Below are 13,225 nucleotides of genomic sequence, written 5' to 3'. Positions count from 1 at the left end.
CGTTCTCCGAGAAGCGGCCCTCGATCAAGCCTGGCGAGAAGCGGGCGCGATCCAAAAGTATCTGCGCTTTCAGGATAACCGGGCTGAAGCCTTTCGATCCTTCGGCTGAGAATTGCGCTTGATTGACAGTGGCGAGGTCCAGCTTGGCCGCCGCTGTCCCGCCGCAAGTGAGGGCAAGCGCCGCAGCCACGAGGAGAAGGAGCCTGACCATCGATGCACCCCGCCAGTACCTGTTTCCATGACGCAGCAAGGCCAAGTCGCCGGCCCCACTCCAGGACATGCTCCGCAAAACCCCGCAGGCCAGCGAGCGCCGCCTCGCCAGCTGGCAATTTTGCAGCCGAGGCGGCGTGGCGTCTTCGCTGACCTAGCGTCTGGCGCTCAACCGTGCACCATTATACTTCTCAGCCATGCAAGAACCTTGCTGCCTCCGAGCACCCTGCGCACTCTGCCGGCCGCCCAGTCGGCCCGCATCGTGGCACCGGCATGGCAACTGCAGACGATGTCGTGCAACTGCCAGTCGGACAGTTCGAAGAAGCGCTTGGCTTCGCCGTAAGTGTCCGATTTCAGGCCCGATGCACGCAGCAATGAATCATCGAAGGCAACCGTGATCGGCGACCCGGTTGCCCGTGCCTCTTCGCGGAGCCCGGAGTTAAGACGCTCGGTACCGGTGAGCGCGGTCAGGCAGCGCGACGGATTCATTTCGAGCAGTTCTGCCCACCGTTCGATCCGTTGCTTTTTGGTCATCGGCAGAGCCGGCGCCTTCGGATTGATGTCGGCGATCGACTGCAGTTCCTCAAGTGTCTGATGTTTCATGATTAGCTCCTGTTCTTAGCTTTCAGCGGCGTCCGCAGCCTGTCGTCTTCGACCTAGGGTCTTCAGCTCGACGTCTGAGAGCTCGCGGCTAAGAGATCATGGGCGCGAGCCGCTCGGGTTGCTCAAGCGACCTTCAGCCGACACCACACAGCGGTATAAGCGAAAGAACCGTTATCGATCTCTAATGTTCCAACGGCAGGGGCAGATTTCGTGCGGCCTGATCAACAAGAAGGCAATGTGGTGGGTTGGGCATCAAAACAGGCAATCGTCGCGACAATTCTATCCGGCGCTCTGGCTGTTGCCGGGTGCACAACGGTGACGCCCAGGGTCGATCCGGCCTCGACGACGAAACACCAACACCGGGCGAAGGCCGTTCGCACGATCGAGCCGGCCCAAACCGAAGCCCCGCCGGTCGTCGCTCCTTTGGGTGGAGGTAACGGTGGCGGTAGTTCCGGCGGTGGTAGCAGCTGGTGACGGAGATCAACAAGGTAACTTCATACCCTGGCATCGCGGCTACCATGGCCTGCCGTAACCGCTCGCCAAGCAAGGGCAACTGCTCTATGCTGCCATCTCCTGCGGTATCGAGATAGGTTGTCCTGGCGGGGGCGTTCCATGTTCGAAGTCGTCGTATTCTGTCGAAAAGTGCGCGCGAAGGCCGGAGCCTTTAGTTTGGTCCTTGCCGCGCTGCTGGGCTTGCTGGTCTTCGAACCGCACGCCGCCAACGCCGCGCCGAACTGGACGCTCGATCCTGACGCCTCGGTGCTCACCTATCAGTCGGTCAAGAAGAACACGATCGTCGAGACCAACAAGATCAGGAATATCACCGGCACGCTCAGCGCTGCGGGTGACGCCAAGGTCAGCTTCGATCTCAATTCCGTCGACACCGGCGTCGACCTGCGCAATGTGCGCATGCGCTTCCTGTTCTTCGAAACATTCAAGTATCCGACGGCCGAGCTGACGGCGAAGGTGGACCCGGGGGCCTTTGCCGACTTGCCGGCCAAACGCCGGATCAAGGCAAGCTTGCCGTTCCGGCTGAGCCTGCACGGCGTCGACAAGGATCTGGAGGCGAGCGTCGTCGTCACCATGATCAGCGACACCCAGGTTTCCGTCGCGTCAGAGGCTCCCGTCGCGGTGCATGTCGAGGATTTCGGCCTGCTGCCGAACGTCGACAAGCTGCAGCAGGCCGCCAATGTGACGAACATCGTGCCCACCGCCTCGGTGTCCTTCGACTTCGTCTTCGTCGCCGAAGGCAGCAAGCCGGCCGCGGTGCAGACGGTCGCTGCCGGCACCGCCGATGTCGGTCCCGTGGCCACCGACGCGGCGAAGGCCAATTTCAGCGACGAGGAGTGCCTCAACCGGTTTGCCGTGTTGTCGCGCACCGGCGCCATCTACTTTCGTCCGGCCAGCGCCCGGCTCGATGCCAAGAGCCGTCCGCTGCTCACCGAAGTCGAAGGTGTCGTCGGCAAATGCCCGACCTTGAAGGTGGAGGTCTCCGGCTATACGGACTCGGACGGCTCGCCCGAGGCCAACAAGGCGCTCTCCGAACGGCGCGCGCAGGCGGTTGCCGATGCGTTGGTCGCCGGTGGCGTGCCGCGTCAGCAGATCACTGCCGCCGGCCATGGCGAGGAGAGCCCGGTTGCCGCCAACGACACGCCGAAGAACAAGGCGCTCAACCGGCGGATCGAGTTCTCCGCCATGAAGCTCGCGAACTGAGGTCGGGGTGGGTTCCCGTACAATGGCCTTTTGCGCCGTCTTGCTTCGCGGCGCCGGCCTTGTCGCCCTTGTCCTGCTTTTGACCTCGACGGCCGCCAGTGCCGAGCGCCGTATCGCGCTGGTGCTCGGCAACTCGCAATATCAGCACGCAGCGCCGCTCGCCAATCCTGCACGCGATGCCCAAGCGATGGCCGATCGCCTGCAGAACCTTGGTTTCGAGGTGATATCCGGCTTCGACCTCACCAAGCAGCAGACGCAGGCCACGGTCGCCCAGTTCGCCAAGCAGGTGCGCGGCGCCGATGTGGCGCTTTTCTTCTATGCCGGCCATGGCCTGCAGGTTTCAGGCAAGAACTATCTGCTTCCGGTGGATGCCGCGCTCGAGGACGAGACCTCGCTCGACTTCGAGGCCGTGTCGGTCGATTTCATTTTGCGCCAGATGTCTCGCGAGACCAGCATAAGGCTGGTGTTTTTGGACGCATGCCGGGACAATCCTCTGGCCGAGGTGCTGGCAAAGACCGCCGGCGTCAAGGGTGCAAGCAGCGGCCTTGCGGAAATTCCGATCGAGAATGGCGGCGCCGGAACGCTCGTCGCCTTTGCCGCCAGTCCCAACCAGCTCGCCTATGACGGGTCCGGCGATCACTCGCCCTTCACGACGGCATTGCTTCAGCACATTGGGGAATCCAATGTCTCCATCACCGAAGCGATGAACAGGGTGACCAGCGACGTCTTCAAGGCGACCGCCGGCAAGCAACGCCCCTGGATCAATGTTTCCTTGACCACCGAGGTCGTCCTGCACAAGGTCGATCTCAAGGCGCCGCTGATCGTCGGCGAGGCGAGCCCCCCGAAATCTGAAGCCGGATCCGACACGCGCAACACCGGCGCTTCGCCAGGCCAGAATGCCGACCAGCTTGCGCTTGATACGCTGCGTGCGAAAATCCCGAAGCTGGCTACAGACGGTCCTATCCTTTTCGATCGTCCCGTGAAGTTCGGCGACCCCGCGATCGACGGCAAGAGCATCGCCCAACTTATCAAGAGCGAACCGCTTTTCAGTCCGGTGGAAGGCCTCGACAAATCGGTCTGGCAAGGCAAGCACTGCAACAACTGCCATGAGTGGAATGAGGTCCGGCTTTGCGAGCAGGCGAAAAATTTCGCCGCCAACGACGTCTCGGTCCTGCGCCTGCAGCATCCGCTCGGTACCCGCTTCAAGGTCGCGCTGGCCAGATGGGCGCAAGGCGGCTGCCAATAATGCCGGCCTGATACCAGCGATGACGGGCAGCGATCGGCGAATGCCGTTACGTCGCCATCTCCGCCATCTGGATGCCCATTTCGACAAAGGCCGAAAGCACGGAAAACCGGTCCGCCAGCGAGGCGCGGGCCAGCCCGGCCAGAATTCCGGCATTCACGGCATGGGCGGCAGGAAATCCGGTCGACACCATGTCGAGGGTCGGATCGCGCCATACCGCTGCCAGAGCGATCCAGGCGGCCGGCGTCGCCGGCGGCAGGTCCAGGGAATTGCTCAAGACTGCTTGATGGTGGGGATTGTCAGGTTCGCCGACGCGGTCGTGGACAAGCGCCAGCAATTCGAGATCCCGGTCCGCGAGGAGCTCGGCGAGATTGCTCAGGCATTCATGTCCCCACCAGACGGCGGCTCGCTCGGGCAGCAGGTAGGCACAGAACGTGACTGCTTCTTCCGGCACGCGCCCGGCAAGCAAGGCTCGGCAAAAATCAAGCGGCGGCTGGCCGGTGGCCAGCGACTTCATGTCCCTGGCGATGGCGGGACAAGCGAGAAACAGATCCCGTGCCGTTCTGTATCCGAGTTCATTGGCCATGGCTGCCACACCCCAAGAACCACCAGAACAGCACTCAAGCCTGTGGCCGAGCGCCGGTCAAGCGTCAGTCGTTGGCAGGGGGCGGCCAAGGGCGGCTTGCGTTTGTTCACAGACAATCGCTTGCCGATTTGATATGATGCGCCAGCGAAATCCTCTTGGACAGGAGTGACGGTCATGCGATGGGGCAGTTCAGCCTTGGCATTGGCGGCCATGCTTCTTGCAACGCACGCCTTTGCCGATCCGCTTCAGAAATCGGAAGACATCGTCAAGTTCTTCGCCGGACAGCCCGGCAATCTGGGTGCCGCGCGCGGCATCTGCGTCGGCACGGAGGAAGAGTGCAAGAGCAAGGCCGAGAAGACTGGCTCGGCTGCACAAAAGACCGGTCTCGACATGATGATCAATTTCGCCCTTGATTCCGCGCAACTCGACCAGACGGCGCGTACCGAACTCGACGAGTTCGCCAAGGCGCTGAAGGACAATCGGCTGAGCACGTTCAGCTTTGTCGTTGAAGGTCATACCGATGCAACCGGCCCGGATCGCTACAACCAGGACCTGTCGCAGCGGAGGGCCCAGTCGGTGGCGGCTTTCCTCGAAGCGAACGGCGTAGAACCTGCCAGGCTTGAAGCAATCGGCCTTGGCAAGTCGCACCCGCGTGTCGCCAATCCTTACGATCCGGTCAACCGGCGCGTGGAAATGCGCATCAGGACGGAGTAGGCGGTCGCCGCCAGGCCGATCCGTCGACAGCGATGGCGGCAAAAGGGAACTCGTCCAGAGCAGGTTCCCTTTGACTGGCCATGATCAATATCTCATCGCGCCGCCGATCACGACGCCGCTGCCGAAAATCAGCGCCTTGGTCAGGAAGTCATTGTTGTCTCTCCGGCGCGGCTCGTCGCGCATCACAATCTCCCTGTTGCGCCAGCGCTCGACGATCTGCTGTCTTCGCGGTTTCCGCTGCGCCACCGGTTTCAGCGTGCGGGTCTTCTGCACGACCTGTTTCTTCGGTGGTGCGGCGCGGACCTGGTCGGCGGCTGAGGTACGAACGGCCGAGCCGGCACTCGCGTCCGCATCGCTCGTGTCGAGCGCCGCGACCTGCTTGCCCGCCTTGGGGGCCTTCAGCTGGTCGATGTCGAGCCTTGCCACCGTGGCGAAGGGGCCGCTCGGGAACTGGTCGAGATAGGCCTCGTAATAGGGAATGGCATTCTTCTTCGAAGCCTCGTCCCAAAGCCGCTGCTCGACCTCCCAGGACGGCGGATCGCTGGCCAACGGCGCGGGGGCAGGCGAGGCCGTCGTCCCAGCTGCATCGGCGATCGGCGCCCCCGCGGCTTGTGCCGACGGCTTGCCAAGGAAAACCTCGCGTCCCAGCGATGCGTTGTGCCATGGGCGCTGCCGGCCTTGCGTTGCTTCCGTCACGTCGCCGCGCACGCGCGTCAGCGCGCTCTGAATCTCGACACCGGGTTCAGTCAGGTGCTTGGCCAACGCCAGCGAGTAGGGGCTGTCTAAGCCGTCACCGTCGAAAGCGATAGCGCCGGGATCGGTTGCGTAAGCGATCAGGACACCGCCGGTGCCGACGCCGTCCGCCTTTGCATCCACCGGCGCGAGGCCGGCGCCAAGCGAGCGGCTCTTGGGCAGAGCCGCAGCCAGGGTACGACCCAGCGGATTGTCGCGGCAGGCATCGAGAATGATGATGCCAACAGCGGGATCGGCAGGCAGCGCCGCCATGAACTCGTCGATCTGAACCGTGCGGGTCTTGAGATAGGCGGGCGAGGTCAGATCGGCATCGACCGGTATGAGATAGTTCTTGCCGTCGACCTGCATGCCGTGGCCGGCGTAGAAGATGACCGCGAGGTCGGCGTTGTAGGATTCTTCGGTGAATTTGCTGATCAGGCCATGCATGCCGGCATTGTCCTGGTCGACGCCTTCGATCACGTCGAAGCCGGCGTTGCGCAGCGTCGACGCAATCAAGTGGGCGTCGTTCGCCGGGTTGGGCAAGGCGACGGCGTTGACATATTTGCTGTTGCCGATGACCAGCGCGACACGCTTGCCCCCGGCCGTTGCGGCCTGGACGCCGAAGGCGGCAAGGATGGAAAGGACAACTCCGCTCAAAAGGATGGCAAACAGTTTCATGGATCAGCCCTCCGGCCCATCGGGGCACGCTATCGATCTCTGCGCATGCTCATTTCGTCAGCCATAAGTCGCTTCTGCCAAAATGGCTCTCAGGCTTGTGTAGCCCCGACGACGGCTTAGGTTCACCGAATGCACCTGGCCTCAGCAAATATTTGCCGAAATGCCGGTGTCAAAACCGATCGAGCAGGCGATCGTGCCGCCCTTGAGCCGGGACGATCCAATTCTTTGTTTTGACGCAATTACCGAGGGCAAGCGCTACGCGCTTTTCCCGGGAAAACCGTTCACACTATTCCTGGAATTGCTCAGCCCGGCTCAAGCGTCTCTTGGATTGAATTGAGCAACGCGGTTATCGCCTGCTTGTATTTCTCGAACTCCGGCGACGTCTGCCGGACCTCGGTCGTGGTTGTCGCCGGCTGGCTCTGATCGGTCGCCACGCGCGGCACTTTCTGCCCCATTTTCCGCTCGGCCCAATCGATGACGTAGCCGACGGTCTTGCCGGTCAGGAACGGATTGGCCTGGATCACGGCTGCGCCCAGAACGGCGGTCAATTGCGACGAGCCGGACGCGGCCAGCACCTGGTGCGCTCCTTCCATGCCAAGGAAGTGGCAGAGATAAAGACGCCCGGCGGTAATCTGGTGGCCGCGGGCGCGCAGATAGGCCTCCCCTTCGCGCGCCAGGTTGCGCACCATTTCGCGCGACAGCGTCGCGTCATAGCGAAGCGCGAGCAGGTCGGCGGTCGAAAGCGATCGGGCAAGGTCGGGACGATAGGTATTCATCATCCGGATCCAGGTCTTGGTGATGAACTGGCCGGCGCCGGTTGCCGACGAGTTGGGATTCTTGGCGCGTGCGCTGCCGCCGCTTTCGACATGGACGATCCGGTCGGTCAGCGTCTCGACCGCGGAATCGCCGGGCCCGCCGGAACTGACGGAAACGGCGGTGGCGACCGTGGTGACTGTCCCGAGCGGGTCGATCGCCTCGCCGTTCTCGTAGAGCTCGAAATGCAGATGCGGGCCGGTCGAAAGCCCCGTGGTGCCGATGTAGCCGATGACGTCGCCGGCCTTCACCTTGGTGCCGACGCCGCTTGCGATGGCGAATTTTTGCATGTGCGCGTAGCGCGTCTCGCGGCCGTTGGCATGCGTGATCTTGACCAGATTGCCATAGCTGCCGCCATCGCCCTGGAAGGAAATCTCGCCGTCGAAGGCGGCCATGACCGGCGCCCCGACCGGAGCCGCCCAGTCGACGCCCTTGTGGATCCGAACCGTCCCGAGGATCGGATGCTTGCGCGGGCCGAAGGTCGACGTCATCACCCCGGCGACCGGCGTGACCATGCCGTTGGTGACGTTCAGCGAGCGGACCTGATCATCGCCGGTCACGCAGGCGTATTGGCCGTCGCTTTGCTGGAAGACGAAGCAGTCGAGGTTCTTGTCCTTACCCAGGACACCGACGTAAAGCACCCGTCCGGAGATCTCGCCCTGGTCGCGCGGCGTCTGTGAGTAGATCATCACCAGGCGCTGGTCCTCGCTGGCGAAAGCGTCGAGATCCTGTCCCCTCGACAGATACATGATCGCTTCGCCGATCACGCTGGTCGGCACCTTGTTTCGTGCCGCGGTCGAGTAGATCGCGTCGAGCAGGCGGTACTGCCGTTTGGGCCCGCCCTGGTCCGAGGCACCGGAATAGTTGAAGAGGTCCTCGCGAACCCAGGGGTCGACGCCGGAAACGAAGGCGCCCGCCGTGTTGCGCGTCAGCGTGCCGACATAGACGTTCCTGGCGTAGACCGAGACCTGCATCAGCGACATGGTGGTCGTCTCGCGGTTCGGCCGGAAGCCGCGCATGGCGACCACGAAACCGGCCTCGAGCCCGTCGCGCTTGAACACCGCCTTCAGCGCCTCGCCGGCAAGCCTGGCGTCGTCCGCGGAGAAATGCGCGTCGAGCGCCACGCTATCCAGGCTGCGGTCGTTGAGGATTTTCACGAAAGTGTCCTCTGTCGCCGCGAAGCGCTGATATTCGCTGGTGACGGTGGCGACGGTGGTGTTGTTTTCGATCGCGGTTTTCTTGAAGGCGGGGAGCGCTGCCTCGCCCTGGTCGATGGTCTCGCCCCAGCCGGCCTCGGGGTCGTCCGCGTCGGCCTTGGGCGCCGAGCCGGCGGGGATCTCGCCCTCGTCCGGCGGCGCCTGCAGGTCGTTTGCCAGATCGCCCGGTTGGTCGTTGGGCGCCACAGCAGGTGCGGGCGAGGTCGGCTGCTGATCGTCAGGCGCTGCGGTTGAAGACTTCGCAGCAGTCTGCCGCTGCGCCTTGAAGAAGGCAAAATCCTCCTGTGTCGACGGGATCGTCGTCATGAACTTCTCGCTGGCGCTCAGCATCACGTCGGACAGAATCTCGATCTGCGGCGAGGCCCCGGAACTGTCGAGTTCGGCCGGGCGCGCAACCGTGTGGCCCTTCGTGGCGGTGTCCGCGTCGGGCGCCAGCGTGATCCACATCGGGTCACCGGCAAGGTCGATGATGGCCGGCACATAGACCGAGGCGTCGGGCGGCACGTCTTCCATGCCTTCGACGGGATGCAGTTCCTCATCCTCGTCGCCGAACGACCAGTTGTCCTTGGTAAGATAGAAGCCGGTGGCGATCGCGATGACGGTGAGCGTTGCAACGCCAGCAACAACGCGGCGCCAGAGTTTGCGTCTGCGCTCGGCCAGGCGTGCCAGTCTCTTCTGTTTGAAGCTCGTGTCGATGCTGTGCGTCACGGGCTATTTCCGGTCAGGAAATAGGTCCAGCGCACCTGCTCCAGCGTATCGACCTCGACGAAATGCGCCGCGATATGACCGCGCTGCCAGCACTCCTCGATGCCACGGATGGAAAAGCGGCGCCGATCAACGCACATCTCGGTCGATCCGTTGAGGATCGCATGGCCGAACACGTCGGTCGCGTAGAGGTAGATGTAGCGGTTGGCCAGTTCCTCGCGGATGACGTTCACGCACTGGTTGGCGCCGATGGTCCACCAGCCGTCGGTCTGGTCGGCATTGTCGACCTTCTGTCCGACGGCGAGGTTGACGACGTCGAGCGTCTGGTTGCAGACGGTGAATTCGGCATGCGCGCTGTCGGTCGAGAAGATAACGAGCAGCGCCGCGCCGGACAGCGCGGAGAATGCCAAGCGGCCGGAGAAATCCGCCAACAATCGAAGCCAGCTACGCTTTGCGTGTGACGAAGGCCGGCAAAATGAATGCGAGGGGCGAAGGTCCATCGGCGTTCATATCTATCCGCCGAGCCGGAAATACTTGGCGGTGGCGGAGAACTGCAAGCCGTCGGCGCCGATCTCCTCGAGGATCTTTGGCAAAAGCTCGGAGACCGGCGTCGGTTTCGAGAACATCGCGGCTTGGATGTCCTTCGGCCCGGCGATCACCAGCATGATCTGCGGCAGGGGTTTGCCGGCCGACTTGTCGGCGGCGCCTAGACCGATCGGAATGTTGAAGGTCGCCTTGTCGGTCTGCGCCACGATGCGATCATCGAGGTTGAAGGCGATGCCCCTGTGGTCGATTAGCATGACGTTGGAAACCAGCCCGCCACGCGTTACCAGCGTGCCACTGATCGGCGCGCCATCCGGCACCGATGTCCGGTCGAGAGTGAGCTGCGGACTTTCCACACGGTTCCGGTCGAGGACGCGCAGGAAGTTGGTCACTTCACACTGAGGCTGCTCGATAAGATGGACATTGATGTCCGGCTCGAGATGGAACCTCGAGCGAAAATCGTTGAGCATCTGCTCGAAGGGCTGCACGGCTGTCGCGAGGCCTTCGATGGCCGCGGAGCTGGCGGTTTGCGATGTCAGCGACGCATAGAAACAGTCGCCGCCGCTGAAGTCGCGCACCCATGAGGCGCGTTGCGCCGCCTCGTCGACCGGCTTTCCCGGCGGAACCGCCGGCTTTGGCACATCGATCGCGACTTCGGTATCGGGCCGTGTGGTTGCCGGTGGCTGTGGTTGCTGCGACGGCTTCGCCATCTGTGTCGGCTCTGATGGCGAGGTTGGTGGTATCGGCTGGCTGGCCGTCGGGGGCGGGGCAGCCGGTTTCGCCGGCGGGCTGGCCGGCTGCGTCGGCAACCGGCTTTCAGAGGCCGGCGGCGAGGAAGCCCCCGGCCTGGCCAGCTTGGAAAGGATCTCGACCAGGTCCGTTGCACTGGGTTCTGTCGCCGGCGGATTTGCCTGCTGCGCCGGCTTGCTCCCTGCCTCCGCCTGGCTTGGCGCGGACGTCTTCGGCGGGTTCGCGGTCGGTTCCTGGGCAGGCTTGGTCTCGACCGGGGGCACTTGCGCCTGACTGTTGTCCGTGGTTTCGGGCTGGGCCGCAGGCGGCGCTGGCTTGCCGACGGGGGGCGCTACCGGCGCCTGCTCGGCGGGTTGCCGTGCTTCCGTTGCCGGCGGCGCCTCGGGCCTGGTGGTCGGCATGGGGGTGTCGGTAGGCTTGGCCGGCTCCGGTTTCTGCTCGCCCGCGGCGTCCGCCTGGTTCTCGGCCGGCATCGGGGGCTTCACCTGTGCATCCGGCAGGGCAGGTGGGTTCACCGTCTCGATGGTGGCGGCATTGTCGGGTTTTGAAGGCTCTGGCTGAGGTTGCACCGGCGGCTGAGGGTTCGATTGATCCGGCTGCGGCGTTTGAGCCACCGGCTTGGGGGCTTCAACACCGGGTTTGGGCACTGGCTTCGGTGTCAGCGGCTTGAGTTTCTCTTCGGCCGGCGGAGGCGCCAGGACGCCGCTGAAGTAAAGGCCGCCGCCCAGCAGGACCGCCAACGTCACGAGGCCGCCGGCGACGGCCGGCATCCGCGACGGTTTTCGCGGCGCAGCCGGCATGGGCGTGCTGGCCGGCGCGGGCGCTGGCGCAGGCCGGGGTTGTGACAGGTGCGCCGGTCGCACATGCTCAACAAAGTGCTTTTCGCCCGAGGAGGCCGAAGGCTGCGGCCCGGACTCGGCCAGCGCCGTCCAGCCGGCGCGTGGCAAGCCCGCGCGGTCACGCGGACCATACGATGCCGGCGGCAATGTCGCGTCGACATCCTCGCCACGCGTTGCCCTGGCGATCTCGGCCATGCTGGCCGGCCGATCGCGCGGATCCGGCTGCAGCATCGCGGCAATGAGCTCTTGGAAATCGGGGTCGATGTCAGACAGGTCCGGCACGGTCCGGCGTTTCTCGATCACCTCATATTGCGAGCCGCTCATATCGAGCGGCTTTCCGCGCAATGCCGCGGCGAGCACCAGTCCGAGGCTATAGATATCGGACTGCTCGCTGACCTCGCCGCCATAGAGACCGAGCTGTTCGGGCGAAACGTAATTGTATTTGCCGGCGAACTTCCCGCCGATCAGCGTTTCACCGCCTACGGCGGCCGATCGGGCGATGCCGAAATCGATGATCTTGGCGCTCTCCACCCGCCCGCCAGGCAGGATGATGTTGTCCGGCGAGAGGTCGCGGTGAACCGCGCCCGCCTGGTGCACCGCGGCGAGCCCCGAAGCCAGGCGATGGCAAAGCCGCCGCACTTCTCCCCCCGGCATCGCTCCGCGACGCATCACGTCGAATAGTGATTGGCCGTCCACGAACTCCATCGCCAGATAGGGGCGGCCGATCCTCGGATCGATGGTGAAGACGTGATAGCGCACCACCGCGTCATGCGACAGGTGGTTGAGGATCGACGCTTCCTTGCGGAACAGCGACAGGATCGTCTGATCGCGGGCGAATTCGGGCAGTACGATCTTGATCGCCACATGGTCGCCGGTTTGGATATTGTGGCCGCGATAGACTTCTCCCATCCCGCCGGAGGCGATCCTCTCGTCGAGTTCGTAAATGCCGCTGAGCTGCGTGCCGACGCCGGCATAGATGTCGTTCGTCGATATCCGGGTCTTGTCCTCGTCGCTCATCTCGCCAGGCTCTCCGCTCCGGACCGATCCGAATGGAGCGCGCCGTTGCGCCCGCCGCCGATCTTCACGAGTACGATGGTCACATTGTCGGTTCCGCCGCGCGCCAGCACCGTCTCCAGCAGGCTTCGGCACGCCGCCTGCGGCGTTGCGGATATCACCGCGGCTTCGATCTCGGCGTCGCTGACATGCGCCGTCAGTCCGTCGGTGCTCAGGACGAAAACATCGCCCGGCATCAGCTCGCCCTGCTGGAAATCGATCTCGAGCTCATCGCTGACGCCGACCGCATGGGTGATGACATGGCGGCGCGGCCAGGTAAGCGCTTCCTCCGCGCTGATCATGCCGCGGTCCAGCAGTTCCTGGACCTCGGTGTGATCCTTCGAGACCTGAAAGATCACACCGTTGCGGACCAGATAGATGCGGCTGTCGCCGGCCCACAAGCAGGCGAAGCGTCCGTCCATTGCAAGCAAGGCCGCGAAGGTGGAGCCGATGGTGATGCCGCGCGATCGCGAGATGTCGCGGATCTCGGAATTGGCGCGGCTCAGCCGGTCTTCGAAGCGCGCGCGAAGGTCCGGCGCCGAGCTCGCAATGCCGATCGTCGCCAGATGATCGACGATGCTGGCCGATGCGACCTCGCCGGCCTCGTGCCCGCCCATGCCGTCGGCCACCACCCACAGGCCTGTCTGCGGCTCTATCAGGTAGTTGTCCTCATTGTGGTCGCGCACGCAGCCCTTATGGCTTACGCCGAAGCTTTCGATGGGAAGGGCGACAGAACTCAATTTGCCACCAAGCGCTTCGCGAGCGTCCTCTGTGACCAATCATGGGCGGCGTGCCCAGGCCACTTTGCCACAAGCCCATACGTTAG

At 63.9% G+C, this 13,225-nt stretch carries 10 protein-coding genes and 1 pseudogene; 3 read left to right on the top strand and 8 right to left on the bottom strand.

Features of this window, described 5'->3' with window-relative positions:
* Both CK227_RS37055 and CK227_RS27180 read right to left on the bottom strand, forming a co-directional pair.
* Positions 1-211, bottom strand: a pseudogene (locus CK227_RS37055) (hypothetical protein); the annotation flags it as partial.
* Positions 212-378: 167 nt separating this feature from the next.
* Positions 379-813: a hypothetical protein gene (locus CK227_RS27180; RefSeq protein ID WP_095775038.1), complete on the bottom strand. Its 435-nt coding sequence runs from the start codon at positions 811-813 to the stop codon at positions 379-381.
* A 669-nt stretch (positions 814-1,482) separates the two neighbouring features.
* On the opposite strand from CK227_RS27180, the gene CK227_RS27175 reads away from it, so the two are divergent.
* Together CK227_RS27175 and CK227_RS27170 are read left to right on the top strand one after the other, a co-directional pair.
* Positions 1,483-2,526 (top strand): OmpA family protein, encoded by a 1,044-nt coding sequence (locus tag CK227_RS27175; RefSeq protein ID WP_245318279.1) that lies wholly within the window; start codon positions 1,483-1,485, stop codon positions 2,524-2,526.
* A 22-nt stretch (positions 2,527-2,548) separates the two neighbouring features.
* Positions 2,549-3,772: a caspase domain-containing protein gene (locus CK227_RS27170; RefSeq protein ID WP_095775036.1), complete on the top strand. Its 1,224-nt coding sequence runs from the start codon at positions 2,549-2,551 to the stop codon at positions 3,770-3,772.
* A 46-nt stretch (positions 3,773-3,818) separates the two neighbouring features.
* Here the strand turns inward: CK227_RS27170 and CK227_RS27165 are convergent, their stop codons facing one another.
* Positions 3,819-4,355, bottom strand: coding sequence for a hypothetical protein (locus CK227_RS27165; RefSeq protein WP_245318277.1), 537 nt, complete (start codon positions 4,353-4,355; stop codon positions 3,819-3,821).
* A 210-nt stretch (positions 4,356-4,565) separates the two neighbouring features.
* Here CK227_RS27165 and CK227_RS27160 point away from each other — a divergent pair, with 210 nt between their 5' ends.
* Positions 4,566-5,069 (top strand): OmpA family protein, encoded by a 504-nt coding sequence (locus tag CK227_RS27160; protein WP_095775034.1) that lies wholly within the window; start codon positions 4,566-4,568, stop codon positions 5,067-5,069.
* Between the two features lie 84 nt (positions 5,070-5,153).
* Here CK227_RS27160 and CK227_RS27155 read toward each other — a convergent pair whose 3' ends face one another.
* From CK227_RS27155 to CK227_RS27135, 5 genes are all read right to left on the bottom strand, one after another.
* Entirely contained in the window at positions 5,154-6,479 is a 1,326-nt protein-coding gene (locus CK227_RS27155) for a caspase domain-containing protein (RefSeq protein WP_095775033.1), read from the bottom strand.
* Positions 6,480-6,781: 302 nt separating this feature from the next.
* On the bottom strand, positions 6,782-9,217 hold the full coding sequence (locus CK227_RS27150; protein WP_095775032.1) for a M23 family metallopeptidase: 2,436 nt from the start codon (positions 9,215-9,217) through the stop codon (positions 6,782-6,784).
* Positions 9,214-9,624 carry a DUF1036 domain-containing protein gene (locus CK227_RS27145; RefSeq protein ID WP_245318275.1) on the bottom strand — a complete coding sequence of 137 codons (411 nt, stop codon included), beginning with the start codon at positions 9,622-9,624 and terminating at the stop codon, positions 9,214-9,216. Before CK227_RS27145 ends, CK227_RS27150 begins: the two co-directional genes overlap by 4 nt.
* Before the next feature lie 102 nt (positions 9,625-9,726).
* Entirely contained in the window at positions 9,727-12,363 is a 2,637-nt protein-coding gene (locus tag CK227_RS27140; RefSeq protein ID WP_095775031.1) for a serine/threonine-protein kinase, read from the bottom strand.
* Positions 12,360-13,139, bottom strand: coding sequence for a PP2C family serine/threonine-protein phosphatase (locus CK227_RS27135; protein ID WP_032933654.1), 780 nt, complete (start codon positions 13,137-13,139; stop codon positions 12,360-12,362). Before CK227_RS27135 ends, CK227_RS27140 begins: the two co-directional genes overlap by 4 nt.
* Positions 13,140-13,225 lie beyond the last annotated feature (86 nt).

This window comes from Mesorhizobium sp. WSM4308, from assembly GCF_002294905.1.
Lineage (GTDB): Bacteria > Pseudomonadota > Alphaproteobacteria > Rhizobiales > Rhizobiaceae > Mesorhizobium.
This window is presented reverse-complemented; position numbering and strand designations above follow the sequence as displayed.